The organism is Micromonospora solifontis (assembly GCF_003725545.1).
In the GTDB taxonomy this organism is placed as follows: domain Bacteria; phylum Actinomycetota; class Actinomycetes; order Mycobacteriales; family Micromonosporaceae; genus Micromonospora; species Micromonospora solifontis.
In genome coordinates, this window is record NZ_RJLN01000010.1 from 19,857 (window position 1) to 35,498 (window position 15,642).

Below are 15,642 nucleotides of genomic sequence, written 5' to 3' on the forward strand. Positions count from 1 at the left end.
GAGGAGGACGCGATGACGACGCTGCGGGACCGGGTCAAGGGGCTGGTGCCGACCCCGGTGCTGACCGGGGTGCGCGAGTCCCTGGTCCGGTACGGGGAACGCACCAGCGACCGGCGCCCGCTGCCGGACTTCCTCATCATCGGCACCAAGCGCGGCGGCACCACCTCGCTCTGGCGCTACCTGCTGGAGCACCCGCTCGTGCCCCGGCTCTTCCCGGCCTGGAACACCAAGACCTCGCACTACTTCGAGGACACCTTCAGCCGCGGGGAGGCGTGGTACCGCTCGCACTTCCCGACCCGCCGGCAGCGGGAGGCCCTGGAACGCCGGCACGGCGGGCTGACCCGGGTGGGGGAGGCGGCCCCGCTGTACATGTTCCACCCCCTCGCGCCGGGGCGGGTCGCCGACCTGATCCCGGCGGTGAAGCTGATCGTGCTGCTGCGCGACCCGGTGGAGCGTGCGTACTCGCACTGGAAGGAACGGCGCACCGAGGGGGTGGAGCCGCTCGGCTTCGCCGAGGCCCTGGCCGCCGAGGAGGAGCGGACCGCGGGGGAGCGGGAGAAGCTGATCGCCGACCCGACGTACGTGAGCAACGCCTACGACTGGTACAGCTACCGGGCCCGGGGCCGCTACCTGGAGCACCTGGAGCCGTGGCTGGACCGGTTCGACCCGGCGCAGCTGCTGATCCTGCCCAGCGAGACGCTGTACCGGGAGCCGGCCGCCACGTACGCCCGGGTGCTGGAGTTCCTCGACCTGCCGCCGTACCGGCTCGACCGGTACGAGGTGTTCAACGACCGGCGCAGCAGCGCCATGGACCCGGCCGTCCGGGACGAGTTGACCCGGTACTACGCACCGCATAACAACGCCCTCGCCGACCGGCTGGGCATGACCTTCGACTGGGGGAACTGACCGTGGCGAGCGGCACCCGCACCACCGACGAGAACACCACGACCCCCCGCGAGCGCAGGGGATCCCTGCACGCGCTCCGGTTCCGCCTGGTCGACTCCCCGGACTCGTACGGCGCGAAGCGCCGGGCGAAGCGGGCGATGTGGCTCTCGGAGACCTTCCCCGACCTGGCCGAGATGTCCGTGCTGGACCTCGGCGGCCGGCTGGGCAGCTGGACGAAGGTCCCGGTCCGGCCGAAGCACGTGCACGTGGTCAACCTGGAGCCGCTGCCCGCCGAACTGCCCGACTGGGCGGAGGCCGACCACGCCGACGCCTGCGAGCTGCCGCCGGCCATCCTGAACCGCCGCTACGACCTGGTGTTCAGCAACAGCGTGCTGGAGCACGTCGGCGGCCACGAGCGGCGCCGCCGGATGGCCGAGGCGATCCGGGCGCTGGCTCCCCGGCACTGGGTGCAGACCCCGTACCGGTACTTCCCGGTCGAGCCGCACTGGGTGGCCCCCGGCATGCAGTTCCTGCCGGTGCCGGCCCGGGTGGCGGTGGCCCGGAAGTGGCCGCTGGCGTACACGCCGGGCAAGTCCTGGGAGGCGGCGATGAGGCAGGTGCTGACCACCGAGCTGATCGGCCGGGCGGAGCTTCGCTACCTTTTCCCGGACTCCACCATTCGCGCGGAGCGGATGCTCGGCCTGACCAAGTCGATCATCGCGGTCCGGACCGCCTGATCCGCCGCCTGCCTCGCCCTGCGGACGTCCGTGTCCGCAGGGCGGGACAGGACGGGCGGCGCATCGGGGCGGCCACCGGGCGTGACAGACTGACCGCTGTGTTGCGCTGGTTGACCGCAGGTGAATCGCACGGACCCGCCCTCGTCGCGCTGGTCGAGGGGGTGCCCGCCGGCATCGAGCTGACCACCGGGGAGATCGCCGGTGAGCTGGCCCGGCGCCGGCTCGGCTACGGCCGGGGCGCCCGGATGTCCTTCGAGCAGGACGAGATCGAGATCATCGGCGGGCTGCGGCACGGCGTGACGATCGGCAGCCCGGTGGCGATCCGGGTGGGCAACTCCGAGTGGCCCAAGTGGCAGACCGTCATGGCCGCCGACCCGGTCGACCCGGAGGAGCTGGCCCGGCAGGCCCGCAACGCCCCGCTGACCCGGCCCCGGCCCGGCCACGCCGACCTGGCCGGCATGCAGAAGTACGGCCACACCGACGCCCGGCCGATCCTGGAACGGGCCAGCGCGCGGGAGACCGCCGCCCGGGTCGCCGTCGGCACGGTCGCCAAGGCCCTGGTCAAGCAGGCCCTCGGCGTCGACATCGTGTCGCACGTGGTGGAGCTGGGACCGGTCGCCGTGAAGCCGGGCCTGCGGCCGACCCCGGAGGACGCGGTCCGGATCGACGCCGACCCGCTGCGCTGCCTCGACCCGGAGGCCAGCGCCCGGATGGTCGCCGAGGTCGACGCCGCGAAGAAGGCCGCCGACACCCTGGGCGGCGTGGTCGAGGTGCTCGCGTACGGGGTGCCACCGGGCCTGGGCAGCCACGTGCAGTGGGACCGCAAGTTCGACGCCCGGCTGGCCACCGCGCTGATGTCGATCCAGGCGATCAAGGGGGTGGAGATCGGCGACGGCTGGCAGCAGGCCCGGTCCCGGGGCTCCGCCGCGCACGACGAGATCATCCCGACCGCCACCGGGGTACGCCGGGTGACCGACCGGGCCGGCGGCCTGGAGGGCGGCATCACCACCGGCGAGCCGCTGCGGGTGAAGGCGGCGATGAAGCCGATCTCCTCGCTGAACCGGGCACTGTCCACGGTCGACGTCACCACCGGCGAGCCGGCCACCGCGATCAACCAGCGCTCGGACGTCTGCGCGGTGCCGGCCGCAGCGGTGGTCGCCGAGGCGATGGTGGCGCTGGTGCTGGCCGAGGCGGCGGTGGAGAAGTTCGGCGGCGACTCGGTCGCCGAGATGCGCCGCAACCTGGCGAGCTACCTCGACAACCTGGTGATCAAATGAGCACCCGGCCGGTCTGCGTGCTGGTCGGGGCGCCCGGCTCCGGCAAGACCACCGTCGGGGAGGCGCTCGCCGCGACGCTCGGCGTCGCGTTCCGGGACACCGACGCCGACATCGAGGAGCTGGCCGGCAAGCCGATCCCGGAGATCTTCGTGGACGAGGGGGAGGAGCACTTCCGTACCCTCGAACGGGCCGCGGTGGCGGCGGCGCTGGCCGCGCACCCGGGGGTGCTAGCCCTCGGCGGCGGCGCGGTCCTCGCCGAGGAGAACCGGGCCGCGCTGATCGGGCACACCGTCGTGCACCTGTCGGTGGAGCTGCCCGACGCGGTCAAGCGGGTCGGCCTGGGCGCCGGGCGGCCGCTGCTTGCGCTCAACCCGCGCGCCACGCTCAAGCACCTGATGGAGCAGCGCCGCCCGCTGTACGCCGAGGTGGCGACCGCGACCGTGGTCACCGACGGGCGTACCCCGGAGGAGATCGCCGCCGAGATCGCCGCCCTGCTCAAGCCCTGACCCGTGCGGGACGCCGCTCCCGCGCACCGCCGGGGAGCCCCTGGACCGCCTGCCACCCACAGTGGAGAATGCCGGGGCATACTACGGAGCGCGTTCGTACGCTTGCAGAGGGAGTGCGTGGGTGGACTTCGACATGTGGATCCGCGCGTTGAAGGCCGCGCGGGCGAGTGCGGACGTCTCCCAGGAGCGGATGGCGAGCCTGGTCAAGTGGAGTCCGTCCACGGTGGCGGCGATCGAGACCGGCCGGCGCAGGCCGACCCGGGAGTTCGCGATCGCGGCGGACCAGGTGCTGGAGACCGGTGGCCTGCTGACCGAGCTGCTGGAGGCGGCCGACCGGGAACGCTCGCCGAGCTGGTTCGCCACCTGGCGCTCCTACGAGTCGCAAGCCGCGCGGCTGCGCGCCTTCGAGCCCTGCCTGATCCCGGGACTGCTCCAGACCGAGGAGTACGCCCGGGCGATCATCTCGGCCGGCGGCCTGAATCCGTCGGACAAGGTGGACGAGCTGGTCAGCGTACGGATGGAGCGGCAGCAGTTCCTGACCCGCGACGATCCCCCAGAATGCATCTTCATTCTGGACGAGGGTGCGCTGCGCCGGCCGATTGGCGGACCGCGGTCCTGGATGCACAGCTTGGGCACCTGCTGGAAATCGCCCGGCTCCCGCACGTCCACCTCCATGTCATCCCCAACGAGGCTGGCGCCTACGTCGGCCTTACCGGCAACCTTCTGCTGGCGGATCTGACCGACGGGGAACAGATTCTCTACCTGGAAGACATCGCCCGGGGCAGGGTCGTTGACGACCCGGACACGTTGCATCTGGTCCGGCGTAAGTGGGATAGCCTGCTGGGTGAGGCTGTATCCGAGCGGGCCTCGCTGGATCTGATCACGAAGCTGAAGGTGACCCCATGACCATCACCGATGGCCCTCGCTGGCGGACGTCGACTCGGTCCGGTGACACCGGCGGTGCCTGCGTGGAGGTCGCGGACAACCTGCCGGGTCGGGTGCTGGTCCGGGACAGCAAGGACCGGCAGGGGCCGGTGTTGACCTTCGCCCCCGGCGCCTGGCGCGCGTTCCTCGGATACGCCAGCACCCGCTCGTAGTCCGGCCGCGACCGGCTTCTTGTTTCGTCCGATCCGCCCCACGTTGTGGACACTCGCCGCCCGGGCATCGCCCGCTCGGCTAGGCTGCCCGCGATGGACGAGGTGACCCGGATCCCGGTCGGCGGCGAACGGCCGTACGAGGTGCTGGTGGGACGCGACCTGCTCGACCCGCCGCCGCGGCTGCTGCCCGGCGCGGAGCGGGTGGCGTTCCTGCACGCGCCCCCGCTCAAGGCCCTGACGGAGGGGCTCGCCGAGCGGGTTCGCGCGGCCGGGGTGTCGCCGCTGCTGATCGAGGTGCCGGACGCCGAGTCGGGCAAGCACGTGGACGTGGCCGCGGCCTGCTGGGACCGGTTGGGTGAGGCGGGCTTCACCCGTACCGATGCGGTGGTCGGGGTGGGTGGCGGGGCGGTCACCGACCTGGCCGGCTTCGTCGCGGCCTGCTGGCTGCGCGGGGTGCGCTGGGTGCCGGTGGCGACCTCGCTGCTGGGCATGGTCGACGCGGCCGTGGGCGGCAAGACCGGGATCAACACGGCGGCCGGCAAGAACCTGGTCGGCGCCTTCCACCCGCCGGCCGGGGTGATCTGCGACCTGGCGACCCTGGACAGCCTGCCCCCGGCCGACCTGGCCGCCGGCATGGCCGAGGTGGTCAAGTGCGGGTTCATCGCCGACCCGGTGATCCTCGACCTGGTCGAGCGGGACCCGACGGCCGCGCTGGACCCGACCGGGCCGGTGGCCCGGGAGCTGATCGAGCGGGCGGTGCGGGTCAAGGCGGACGTGGTCTCCGGGGACCTGCGCGAGTCCGGGGTGCGCGAGGTGCTCAACTACGGGCACACCCTGGCCCACGCGATCGAGAAGGTGGAGGGCTACCGCTGGCGGCACGGGCATGCCGTCGCGGTGGGTCTGATCTACGCCGCCACCCTGGCCCGGCTGGCCGGCCGGCTCGACGCGGCCACCGCCGAGCGGCACCGGGCGGTGGTCGGCGCGCTCGGGCTGCCCACCGGTTACCGCGCGGACGCCTGGCCGGAGCTGCTCGCCACGATGCGGGTGGACAAGAAGGCCCGGGGCAACACGTTGCGGTTCGTGGTGCTGGACGGGCTGGCCCGCCCGGCGATCCTGGAGGGCCCGCCGGACGAGCTGCTGCAGGAGGCGTACCGGGAGATCAGCTCATGAGGGTGTACGTGCTCAACGGGCCGAACCTGGGCCGGCTCGGCACCCGCCAGGTCGACGTCTACGGCGTGACCAGTTACGCCGACCTGGTGAACCTGTGCGTGGACACCGGCCGCGAGCTGGGGCTGGACGTGGTGGTCCGGCAGACCGACGCGGAGCACGAGCTGCTCGGCTGGCTGCACGAGGCGGCCGACGAGGAAGCGGCGGTGGTGCTCAACCCGGCCGCCTGGTCGCACTACTCGATCGCCGTCCGGGACGCCTGCGCGATGCTCCGCGGCCCGCTGGTCGAGGTGCACATCTCCAACATCCACGCCCGGGAGGAGTTCCGGCACCACTCGGTGGTGTCGGCGGTGGCCACCGGGGTGATCTGCGGCCTCGGCGTGGACGGCTACCGGCTGGCCCTGCACCACCTGGCGGCCCGGCGGGACGCCGGCGCCTGAGCCGGCCCCGTCCGCGCCCGGCCCCGTCCGCGCCCGACCCGGCGGTGGCCCGCCTCGTTCGCGCCCGGCGGCGCTTGCGTTCGGTGTTCGCTGCCTTCGTGGCTGTCCGTCATCGGCCCGGCGGCGCCGGCGGGCCTCCTTCCCGCCGGGGTGGCCGGTGCGGTCGCTCTGAGTGATGTTCGGCACGCCGGCCAGGTGTAGGCGGGGGTGGCCGGTCGGGGCCGCGCGCAGCGCGGCGGCCCCGGTTCGACACAGCTAGTAGACTTTCCAGGTCTGTCCGCCAATTGATGATCAAGGCAGGAAATGGCCACCACCAACGACCTCAAGAACGGCCTGGTACTCAACCTCGACGGCGAGCTGTGGGCCGTCGTCGAGTTCCAGCACGTCAAGCCCGGTAAGGGTGGCGCGTTCGTGCGTACCACGCTGAAGAACGTGCTGTCCGGCAAGGTGGTCGACAAGACCTTCAACGCGGGCACCAAGGTCGACACCGCCACCGTCGACAAGCGCACCATGCAGTACCTGTACGCCGACGGCGAGGACTACGTCTTCATGGATCTGGAGACGTTCGACCAGATCACCGTCCCCGGCGGCACCGTCGGCGAGGCCGCCAACTACCTCCTTCCCGAGGCCGAGGCGACCGTCGCCACCCACGAGGGCGTGCCGCTCTACATCGAGCTGCCGACCTCCGTGGTGCTCGAGGTCACCTACACCGAGCCGGGCCTGCAGGGCGACCGGTCGACCGGCGGCAACAAGCCGGCCACCGTCGAGACCGGCGCGACCGTGCAGGTGCCGCTCTTCATCACCACCGGCGAGAAGATCAAGGTCGACACCCGCGACGGCCGTTACCTCGGCCGAGCCTGATGGCCGAGGGTCCCAAGCAGCAGATGCCGGCGCGCCGCAAGGCGCGCAAGCGGGCGCTGGACGTGCTCTTCGAGGCCGATCTGCGGGACCGGCCCCCGGTCGAGGTGCTCGCCGGCTACATCGAGCGGATCGAGAAGCCCCGCCCGGAGCACCTGGGCTACGCGGTGAGCCTGGTCGAGGGCGTCGCGGCGCACCTCGACCGGATCGACGAGGTGATCGCCAGCTACGCCGAGGGCTGGACGCTGGACCGGATGCCGGTGGTCGACCGCAACCTCGCCCGGATCGCCGTGTACGAGCTGCTCTACGTCGACGAGATCGACGACGCGGTGGCGATCAGCGAGGCCGTCGAGCTGGCCCGGCAGATGTCGACCGACGACTCGCCGCGCTTCCTCAACGGCCTGCTCGGCCGGATCGCCGAGTACGCCACCCGCTGAGGCGACAGACACCGAGGGCCCGTGCCGGACGGCACGGGCCCTCGGTGTGCGACAGCGGTAGGTCAGGACGCGAAGAACGCCCGCGGGTCGGCGACCAGCACACCGTGCTCGGTGAGCCGCTCGATCAGGCCCGACGGCGAGGCGTCGTAGACGATGGCCAGGGCGCGCAGGTCGTCGGCGCGGATGGAGAGCACCCGGCCGTTGTAGTCGCCGCGCTGCTGCTGGATGGCCCGGGCGTACCGGGCGACGTAGGCCAGGTCCTCGGAGGCCTCGTCGTAGAGCCGCTCCAGGTCCAGCACGATCTTGCTGGTGGGCTCGTGACGCACCCCGCTGCCGTCGGGCAGCAGCTCCGAGACGGGAACGCGGTAGAAGTCGGCCAGCTCCGCCAGGCGGGACACGGTGACGGCCCGGTCGCCGCGCTCGTACGAGCCGACCACCACGGCCTTCCACCGCCCGTTCGACTTCTCCTCCACCCCCTGCAGGGACAGGCCCTGCTGCTGGCGGATGGAGCGCAGGCGGGCGCCCAGCGACTTGGCGTATTCAGAGGGCATTCGGACACTCCCAGTGCTGCTCGGGGTTCTCCCAGCTATCGCTACGGAGCGTGACGGTACGGGGATTGCGACACGCGGTCAAGTGTTCGAGAGGGCCGGGTGTGGGTCCACGCGAAACTTGTCCGCATTTCTCCGCCCTGACCCGGGGGTCAGTACCGGCGACGGCCGGCCCGGTGACCGCTGGTAACGTGGCGGGAAGCCCCGGTCCGGGCCCCGCGGGGTCCGCCCGGTCATCCAGACGTCCTTTAACGACCCGTCCCGTGAGGCGGGGAAGGAGGTCCGCCGTGGCCTACCCACCGGCTGCCCAGTCGTCGCCGCCGCGACAACCCTCGGTGAAGGTGATCCTCGCCGCCGCCGACGTGTCGCGGGTGGTCGACCGCATCGCCCACCAGATCCTGGAGAAGACCCAGGGCGCCGCCGACACCGTGCTGCTCGGCATCCCCACCCGGGGCGTGCCCCTGGCCAAGCGGCTCGCCGCCCGGATCAGCACCTTCGAGGACGTGACCGTCCCGGTCGGCGTGCTCGACATCACCCTCTACCGCGACGACCTGCGCCGGCACGCCACCCGTGCGGTCGGCCCGACCGACCTGCCGTCCGGCGGGATCGACGGCAAGCGGGTGATCCTCGTCGACGACGTGCTCTTCTCCGGCCGCACCGTGCGGGCCGCGCTCGACGCGCTCAGCGACGTCGGCCGCCCCGCCTCCGTGCAGCTCGCGGTCCTGGTCGACCGCGGCCACCGCCAGCTGCCCATCCGCGCCGACTACGTCGGCAAGAACATCCCGACGGCGCTCGCCGAGAGCGTCAAGGTCACCCTCGCCGAGACCGACGGCGCCGACGAGGTCAAGCTGTACGGGGGGACCCCCTCATGATCCGCCACCTGCTCTCCGGAGCCGATCTGGACGCGGCCACCGCCACCCAGATCCTGGACACCGCCGCCGAGATGGCCACCGTCGCCGGGCGCGAGGTCAAGAAGCTGCCCGCCCTGCGCGGCCGGACCGTGGTGAACCTCTTCTACGAGGACTCCACCCGGACCCGGATCTCGTTCGAGGCGGCCGCCAAACGGCTCAGCGCCGACGTGATCAACTTCTCGGCCAAGGGCTCCAGCGTGGCCAAGGGCGAGAGCCTGAAGGACACCGCGCTCACCCTCCAGGCCATGGGGGCCGACGCGGTGGTCGTCCGGCACCCCGCCTCCGGCGCCCCGCACCGGCTGGCCAACTGGGTCGACGGGTCGGTGGTCAACGCCGGCGACGGCACCCACGAACACCCCACTCAGGCGCTGCTCGACGCGTACACGATGCGGTCCCGGCTGGGCCGGCTCGCCGGCCTGCACGTGGCGATCGTCGGCGACGTGCTGCACTCCCGGGTGGCCCGCTCCAACGTGCTGCTGCTCTCCACCCTCGGCGCCAAGGTCACCCTGGTCGGCCCGCCCACCCTCATCCCCGTCGACATCGCGGCGGCGCTCGCGCCGGGCACCGACGTCTGCTACGACCTCGACGCCGTTCTACCCGGTGTGGACGTGGTGATGATGCTGCGGGTGCAGCGGGAGCGGATGAACGACTCCTACTTCCCCTCGGCCCGCGAGTACGCCCGCCGCTACGGCCTGGACGCGCCGCGCATGCGCCGGCTGCCCGAGCACGCGATCGTCATGCACCCCGGCCCGATGAACCGGGGCATGGAGATCACGCCCGAGGTGGCCGACTCGCCCCGCTCCACCATCGTCGAACAGGTCGCCAACGGGGTCTCCGTGCGGATGGCCGTCCTCTACCTGCTGCTCGGAGGGAACAACCGGTGACCGCGTACCTGATCAAGAACGTCAGCCTGGTCGGCGCCGAGCCGACCGACCTGCTGATCCGCGACGGCGTCGTGGCCCAGACCGGCCCGGGGCTGGCCGCGCCGGACGCCACCGTGCTCGACGCCACCGGGCTGGTCGCCCTGCCCGGCCTGGTCGACCTGCACACCCACCTGCGCGAGCCGGGCCGGGAGGACGCCGAGACCGTCGAGTCCGGGTCCCGGGCGGCGGCGCTGGGCGGCTACACGGCGGTCTGCGCGATGGCGAACACCTCGCCGGTCGCCGACACCGCCGGCGTGGTCGAGCAGGTCTGGCGGCTCGGCCGGGAGGCCGGGCTGGTCGACGTGCAGCCGATCGGCGCGGTCACCGTCGGCCTGGCCGGCGAGCGCCTGGCCGAGCTGGGCGCCATGGCCGACTCGGCGGCCCGGGTGCGGATCTTCTCCGACGACGGGCACTGCGTGGCCGACCCGAAGCTGATGCGCCGCGCGCTGGAGTACGTCAAGGCGTTCGACGGGGTCATCGCCCAGCACGCCGAGGAGCCCCGGCTCACCGAGGGCGCGCAGATGCACGAGGGCGAGGTCTCCACCCGGCTCGGGCTGACCGGCTGGCCGGCGGTCGCCGAGGAGGCGATCATCGCCCGGGACGTGCTGCTGGCCGAGCACGTCGGCAGCCGGCTGCACATCTGCCACGTCTCCACCGCCGGCAGCGTCGAGGTGCTCCGGCACGCCAAGGCGCGCGGGGTCAAGGTCACCGCCGAGGTCACCCCGCACCACCTGCTGCTCACCGACGAGAAGGCGGAGACGTACGACCCGGTCTACAAGGTCAACCCGCCGCTGCGGACGGCGGACGACATCGCGGCCCTCCGGGCGGCGCTGGCCGAGGGCGTGATCGACATCATCGCCACCGACCACGCCCCGCACGCCGTGGAGGACAAGGAGTGCGAGTGGGCGTACGCCCGGCCGGGCATGCTCGGCCTGGAGACGGCGCTCTCCATCGCGCTGGACGTGCTCGGTCCGCAGTGGGACCTGATCGCCGAGCGGATGTCCCGCGCCCCGGCCCGCATCGCCGGCCTGGAGGGGCACGGCCTCGACCCCGCCCCCGGCGTCCCGGCCAACCTGACCCTGGTCGACCCGGCCGCCCGCCGCGTCATCGAACCGGCGGAGCTGGCCAGTCGCAGTCGCAACACCCCGTACGCCCGCATGACGCTGCCGGGTCGCATCGTGGCGACCTTCCTGCGCGGCGAGCCGACGGTCCTGGACGGAAAGGCAGTTCGATGACCAAGCGGAGGCCCGCGATCCTCGTGCTCGAGGACGGGCGCACCTTCCACGGCGAGGCGTACGGCAGCGTCGGGGAGACCTTCGGTGAGGCGGTCTTCAACACCGGCATGACCGGTTACCAGGAGACCCTCACCGACCCCTCCTACCACCGGCAGGTGGTGGTGCAGACCGCCCCGCACATCGGCAACACCGGGGTGAACGAGTCCGACGACGAGTCCGGTCGGATCTGGGTCGCCGGGTACGTGGTCCGCGACCCGGCCCGGATCCGCTCCAACTGGCGGGCCACCGGCGACCTGGAGGATCGGCTCGCCGCCGAGGGCGTGGTCGGCATCAGCGGCGTCGACACCCGGGCGCTCACCCGGCACCTGCGCGAGCGCGGCGCGATGCGGGTGGGCATCTCCAGCGTCGACGACGACCCGCGCGCCCTCCTCGAACGGGTCCGCCGGTCGCCGCAGATGGTCGGCGCCGACCTGTCGGCCGAGGTGACCACCGCCGAGCCGTACGTCGTCGAGGCGCAGGGCGAGCACCGCTTCACCGTCGCGGCGCTCGACCTGGGCATCAAGCGCAACGTGCCGCGCCGGCTCGCCGCCCGCGGCGTCACCACCCACGTGCTGCCCGCCGGCTCCACCATCGAGGGCCTGCTCGCCACCGGGGCGGACGCGGTCTTCTTCTCGCCCGGCCCGGGCGACCCGGCCACCGCGGTCGGTCCGGTCGCCCTGGCCCGGGAGGTGCTGACCCGGCGGATCCCGCTGTTCGGTATCTGCTTCGGCAGCCAGATCCTCGGCCGGGCGCTCGGCTTCGGCACCTACAAGCTGGGGTACGGCCACCGCGGCATCAACCAGCCGGTGCTCGACCGGGCCACCGGCAAGGTCGAGGTGACCAGCCACAACCACGGCTTCGCCGTGCAGGTGCCGGGGGCGCAGGCCGGGGCGGTCGTCCCCGACCAGGTGATCGACACCGAGTTCGGCGGCGTCCAGGTGTCACACGTCTGCCTCAATGACAACGTGGTCGAGGGGCTGCGGGCCAAGGACGTGCCCGCCTTCACCGTCCAGTACCACCCGGAGGCGGCGGCCGGCCCGCACGACGCGGACTACCTGTTCGACCGTTTCGCCGAGCTCATCGAAGGCGGCAAGAATGCCTAAGCGGACCGACCTCAAGCACGTTCTGGTGATCGGCTCCGGGCCGATCGTGATCGGACAGGCCTGCGAGTTCGACTACTCCGGCACGCAGGCCTGCCGGGTGCTGCGCAGCGAGGGGATCCGGGTCAGCCTGGTCAACTCCAACCCGGCGACCATCATGACCGACCCGGAGTTCGCCGACGCCACGTACGTCGAGCCGATCACCCCGGAGTTCGTCGAGCTGGTCATCGCCAAGGAACGCCCGGACGCGCTGCTGCCCACGCTGGGTGGGCAGACCGCGCTGAACACCGCGGTCGCCCTGCACGAGGCCGGCGTGCTGGAGAAGTACGGCGTCGAGCTGATCGGCGCCAACATCGACGCGATCAACCGCGGCGAGGACCGGCAGCTGTTCAAGGACATCGTGGCCAAGGCCGGCGTACGGCTCGGTATCGAGGACCCGTCCACGCTGACCCCGCGCTCGCGGGTCTGCCACTCCATGGACGAGGTCCGGGAGACCGTCGCCGAGCTGGGCCTGCCGGTGGTGATCCGGCCGTCGTTCACCATGGGCGGCCTCGGCTCCGGCATGGCGCACACCGACGAGGACCTGACCCGGATCGCCGGCGCCGGCCTGGCCGCCAGCCCGGTGCACGAGGTGCTCATCGAGGAGAGCGTGCTCGGCTGGAAGGAGTACGAGCTCGAACTCATGCGCGACCGCCACGACAACGTGGTGGTGGTCTGCTCGATCGAGAACGTCGACCCGATGGGCGTGCACACCGGCGACAGCGTCACCGTCGCCCCGGCGATGACCCTCACCGACCGGGAGTACCAGCGGCTGCGTGACCTCGGCATCGCGGTGCTCCGCGAGGTCGGGGTGGACACCGGCGGCTGCAACATCCAGTTCGCGGTCAACCCGGCCGACGGCCGGATCGTCGTGATCGAGATGAACCCCCGGGTGTCCCGCTCCTCGGCGCTGGCGTCCAAGGCCACCGGCTTCCCGATCGCCAAGATCGCGGCGAAGCTGGCCATCGGCTACACCCTGGACGAGATCCCCAACGACATCACCCTGAAGACCCCGGCGGCGTTCGAGCCGACCCTGGACTACGTGGTGGTGAAGATCCCCCGGTTCGCCTTCGAGAAGTTCGCCGGCGCCGACCCGGAGCTGACCACCACCATGAAGTCGGTCGGCGAGGCGATGAGCCTGGGCCGGAACTTCACCGAGGCGCTGAACAAGGCCATGCGCTCGATGGAGACCAAGTCATCGGGCTTCTGGACCATCCCGGACCCGGCGGGGGCCACCCGGGAGAACACCCTCGCCGCGCTGCGCATGCCGCACGACGGCCGGCTCTACACCGTCGAGCGGGCGCTGCGCCTGGGCGCGTCGATCGCCGAGGTGGCCGAGGCGTCCGGCGGGATGGACCCGTGGTTCCTGGATCAGATCGCCGCGCTGGTGGAGCTGCGCGCCGAGATCGTCGACGCCCCGGTGCTCGACGCCGGCCTGCTGCGCCGGGCCAAGCGGGCCGGCCTCTCCGACCGGCAGCTCGCCGCGCTCCGCCCCGAGCTGGCCGCCGAGGACGGCGTCCGCAGCCTGCGGCACCGGCTCGGCGTCCGCCCGGTCTACAAGACCGTGGACACCTGCGCCGCCGAGTTCGAGGCGACCACGCCGTACCACTACTCGACGTACGACCAGGAGACCGAGGTCGCGCCCTCGGACCGGCCGAAGGTGCTCATCCTGGGCTCCGGGCCGAACCGGATCGGCCAGGGCATCGAGTTCGACTACTCCTGCGTGCACGCGGTGCAGGCGCTGCGAAGCGCCCCGATCGGCACAGCCGCTGCGTCCGGTTCCGGTGCCGAAGGCACCGGTTACGAGACCGTGATGGTCAACTGCAACCCGGAGACGGTCTCCACCGACTACGACACCGCCGACCGGCTCTACTTCGAGCCGCTGACCTTCGAGGACGTCCTCGAGGTCTGGCACGCCGAGGACTCCTCCGGCAAGGCGGCCGGCGGCCCCGGCGTGGTCGGGGTGATCGTGCAGCTCGGCGGGCAGACCCCGCTCGGCCTGGCCCAGCGGCTCAAGAACGCCGGCGTGCCGATCGTCGGCACCTCCCCGGAGTCGATCCACCTGGCCGAGGAGCGCGGCGCGTTCGGCGCCGTGCTGGCCCGGGCCGGGCTGCGCGCCCCGGCCCACGGCATGGCCACCTCGTACGACGAGGCGAAGGCGATCGCCGACGAGATCGGCTACCCGGTGCTGGTCCGCCCGTCGTACGTGCTCGGCGGGCGGGGCATGGAGATCGTCTACGACGACGCCACGCTGCGCGACTACATCGGGCGGGCCACCGACATCTCGCCCGACCACCCGGTGCTGGTCGACCGGTTCCTCGACGACGCCATCGAGATCGACGTGGACGCGCTGGTCGACGCCGACGGCGACGTCTACCTCGGCGGCGTGATGGAGCACATCGAGGAGGCCGGCATCCACTCCGGCGACTCGTCCTGCGCGCTGCCGCCGATCACCCTGGCCGGCTCGCACCTGGCCCAGGTCCGCCGCTACACCGAGGCGATCGCCCGCGGCGTCGGGGTGAAGGGCCTGCTCAACGTCCAGTACGCGCTGCAGGGCGACATGCTCTACGTGCTGGAGGCCAACCCCCGCGCCTCGCGGACGGTGCCGTTCGTCTCCAAGGCCACCGCGGTGCCGCTGGCCAAGGCGGCGGCCCGGATCGCGCTCGGCGCCACCATCGCCGAGCTGCGCGCCGAGGGGATGCTGCCGCCCACCGGGGACGGCGGCGCCATGCCGGCCGACGCCCCGATCGCGGTCAAGGAGGCGGTGCTGCCGTTCAAGCGGTTCCGCACCCCGTCGGGCAAGGGCATCGACGTGCTGCTCGGCCCGGAGATGAAGTCCACCGGCGAGGTGATGGGCATCGACACCGGCTTCGGTCAGGCCTTCGCGAAGTCGCAGGCCGCCGCGTACGGGTCGCTGCCGACCGCCGGCAAGATCTTCGTCTCGGTCGCCAACCGGGACAAGCGCGGCATGATCTTCCCGATCAAGCGCCTGGCCGACCTGGGCTTCGAGATCGTCGCCACCACCGGCACGGCCGAGGTGCTGCGCCGGCACGGCATCGCCTGCGAGCAGATCCGCAAGCACTACGAGTCGGGTCAGGGCGAGGACGCGGTGTCGCTGATCCTCGGCGGCGACGTGGCCCTGGTGGTGAACACCCCGCAGGGGTCCGGCGCGAGCGCCCGCTCCGACGGCTACGAGATCCGCAGCGCCGCCGTCACGGCGGACATCCCCTGCATCACCACGGTTCCCGGCGCCGCCGCCGCGGTCATGGGCATCGAGGCGAGAATCCGCGGCGACCTCCAGGTCCGCCCCCTCCAGGACCTCCACGCCGCCCTCCGGTCCGGCGAATGACCGCCCGCACGTCCGCGTCGATCATGAGGTTGGCGGCGGTCGAGGAGATCGACTTCGCCGTCAACTTCATGATCACCGCATCGGGGGTGAGGGC

At 72.4% G+C, this 15,642-nt stretch carries 15 protein-coding genes and 1 pseudogene; 15 read left to right on the forward strand and 1 reads right to left on the reverse strand.

The window, feature by feature from the left end:
• Positions 1–12 precede the first annotated feature (12 nt).
• The 10 genes and pseudogenes from EFE23_RS05415 to nusB all read left to right on the forward strand — a co-directional run bounded on the left by EFE23_RS05415 (position 13) and on the right by nusB (position 7,404).
• Complete coding sequence (locus EFE23_RS05415; RefSeq protein WP_123239778.1) at positions 13–906, forward strand: sulfotransferase domain-containing protein; 894 nt, start codon at positions 13–15, stop codon at positions 904–906.
• Between the two features lie 65 nt (positions 907–971).
• Entirely contained in the window at positions 972–1,622 is a 651-nt protein-coding gene (locus EFE23_RS05420) for a class I SAM-dependent methyltransferase (RefSeq protein ID WP_204334729.1), read from the forward strand.
• Between the two features lie 98 nt (positions 1,623–1,720).
• Entirely contained in the window at positions 1,721–2,899 is a 1,179-nt protein-coding gene (gene aroC, locus EFE23_RS05425) for a chorismate synthase (RefSeq protein ID WP_123239780.1), read from the forward strand.
• The gene (locus EFE23_RS05430) at positions 2,896–3,405 is read left to right on the forward strand and encodes a shikimate kinase (protein WP_123239781.1); all 510 of its coding nucleotides are present in this window, start codon (positions 2,896–2,898) and stop codon (positions 3,403–3,405) included. Before aroC ends, EFE23_RS05430 begins: the two co-directional genes overlap by 4 nt.
• 190 nt (positions 3,406–3,595) lie before the next feature.
• Positions 3,596–4,311, forward strand: a pseudogene (locus tag EFE23_RS05435) (helix-turn-helix domain-containing protein).
• On the forward strand, positions 4,308–4,502 hold the full coding sequence (locus EFE23_RS05440; protein ID WP_123239782.1) for a DUF397 domain-containing protein: 195 nt from the start codon (positions 4,308–4,310) through the stop codon (positions 4,500–4,502). Before EFE23_RS05435 ends, EFE23_RS05440 begins: the two are co-directional and overlap by 4 nt.
• Positions 4,503–4,595: 93 nt before the next feature.
• Positions 4,596–5,672: a 3-dehydroquinate synthase gene (gene aroB, locus EFE23_RS05445; RefSeq protein WP_123239783.1), complete on the forward strand. Its 1,077-nt coding sequence runs from the start codon at positions 4,596–4,598 to the stop codon at positions 5,670–5,672.
• Complete coding sequence (gene aroQ / locus EFE23_RS05450; RefSeq protein WP_123239784.1) at positions 5,669–6,109, forward strand: type II 3-dehydroquinate dehydratase; 441 nt, start codon at positions 5,669–5,671, stop codon at positions 6,107–6,109. Before aroB ends, aroQ begins: the two co-directional genes overlap by 4 nt.
• Before the next feature lie 303 nt (positions 6,110–6,412).
• Positions 6,413–6,970, forward strand: coding sequence for an elongation factor P (efp, locus tag EFE23_RS05455; protein ID WP_123239785.1), 558 nt, complete (start codon positions 6,413–6,415; stop codon positions 6,968–6,970).
• A gap of 23 nt (positions 6,971–6,993) precedes the next feature.
• Positions 6,994–7,404, forward strand: coding sequence for a transcription antitermination factor NusB (nusB, locus tag EFE23_RS05460; RefSeq protein ID WP_199736939.1), 411 nt, complete (start codon positions 6,994–6,996; stop codon positions 7,402–7,404).
• Between the two features lie 62 nt (positions 7,405–7,466).
• On the opposite strand, the gene bldD is transcribed toward nusB, so the two are convergent.
• The gene (gene bldD / locus EFE23_RS05465; RefSeq protein WP_013285505.1) at positions 7,467–7,955 is read right to left on the reverse strand and encodes a transcriptional regulator BldD; all 489 of its coding nucleotides are present in this window, start codon (positions 7,953–7,955) and stop codon (positions 7,467–7,469) included.
• Positions 7,956–8,239: 284 nt separating this feature from the next.
• Between bldD and pyrR the strand changes: the two genes are divergently transcribed.
• Genes pyrR through carB form a run of 5 tightly spaced genes read left to right on the forward strand, consistent with a single transcriptional unit; the run spans position 8,240 to position 15,548 of the window.
• Positions 8,240–8,824, forward strand: a complete 585-nt coding sequence (gene pyrR, locus EFE23_RS05470; RefSeq protein WP_123239787.1) for a bifunctional pyr operon transcriptional regulator/uracil phosphoribosyltransferase PyrR — start codon at positions 8,240–8,242, stop codon at positions 8,822–8,824.
• Positions 8,821–9,747 carry an aspartate carbamoyltransferase catalytic subunit gene (locus EFE23_RS05475; RefSeq protein ID WP_123239788.1) on the forward strand — a complete coding sequence of 309 codons (927 nt, stop codon included), beginning with the start codon at positions 8,821–8,823 and terminating at the stop codon, positions 9,745–9,747. The genes pyrR and EFE23_RS05475 overlap by 4 nt, the downstream gene beginning before the upstream one ends.
• Positions 9,744–11,021 carry a dihydroorotase gene (locus EFE23_RS05480; RefSeq protein ID WP_123239789.1) on the forward strand — a complete coding sequence of 426 codons (1,278 nt, stop codon included), beginning with the start codon at positions 9,744–9,746 and terminating at the stop codon, positions 11,019–11,021. The genes EFE23_RS05475 and EFE23_RS05480 overlap by 4 nt, the downstream gene beginning before the upstream one ends.
• A complete protein-coding gene (gene carA, locus EFE23_RS05485; protein WP_123239790.1) occupies positions 11,018–12,163 on the forward strand; it encodes a glutamine-hydrolyzing carbamoyl-phosphate synthase small subunit in 1,146 nt (381 codons plus the stop codon). The genes EFE23_RS05480 and carA overlap by 4 nt, the downstream gene beginning before the upstream one ends.
• Positions 12,156–15,548, forward strand: a complete 3,393-nt coding sequence (gene carB, locus EFE23_RS05490) for a carbamoyl-phosphate synthase large subunit (RefSeq protein WP_123239791.1) — start codon at positions 12,156–12,158, stop codon at positions 15,546–15,548. The genes carA and carB overlap by 8 nt, the downstream gene beginning before the upstream one ends.
• The last annotated feature ends 94 nt before the right edge of the window (positions 15,549–15,642 follow it).

Excerpts from the sequence above, each read along its gene's own strand:
- EFE23_RS05415 (WP_123239778.1), top strand. The coding sequence starts at position 13 with ATGACGACGCTGCGGGACCGGGTCAAGGGGCTGGTGCCGACCCCGGTG.
- EFE23_RS05430 (WP_123239781.1), top strand. The coding sequence starts at position 2,896 with ATGAGCACCCGGCCGGTCTGCGTGCTGGTCGGGGCGCCCGGCTCCGGC.
- EFE23_RS05440 (WP_123239782.1), top strand. The coding sequence starts at position 4,308 with ATGACCATCACCGATGGCCCTCGCTGGCGGACGTCGACTCGGTCCGGT.
- aroB (WP_123239783.1), top strand. The coding sequence starts at position 4,596 with ATGGACGAGGTGACCCGGATCCCGGTCGGCGGCGAACGGCCGTACGAG.
- aroQ (WP_123239784.1), top strand. The coding sequence starts at position 5,669 with ATGAGGGTGTACGTGCTCAACGGGCCGAACCTGGGCCGGCTCGGCACC.
- efp (WP_123239785.1), top strand. The coding sequence starts at position 6,413 with ATGGCCACCACCAACGACCTCAAGAACGGCCTGGTACTCAACCTCGAC.
- nusB (WP_199736939.1), top strand. The coding sequence starts at position 6,994 with ATGCCGGCGCGCCGCAAGGCGCGCAAGCGGGCGCTGGACGTGCTCTTC.
- bldD (WP_013285505.1), bottom strand. The coding sequence starts at position 7,955 with ATGCCCTCTGAATACGCCAAGTCGCTGGGCGCCCGCCTGCGCTCCATC.
- EFE23_RS05475 (WP_123239788.1), top strand. The coding sequence starts at position 8,821 with ATGATCCGCCACCTGCTCTCCGGAGCCGATCTGGACGCGGCCACCGCC.
- carA (WP_123239790.1), top strand. The coding sequence starts at position 11,018 with ATGACCAAGCGGAGGCCCGCGATCCTCGTGCTCGAGGACGGGCGCACC.
- carB (WP_123239791.1), top strand. The coding sequence starts at position 12,156 with ATGCCTAAGCGGACCGACCTCAAGCACGTTCTGGTGATCGGCTCCGGG.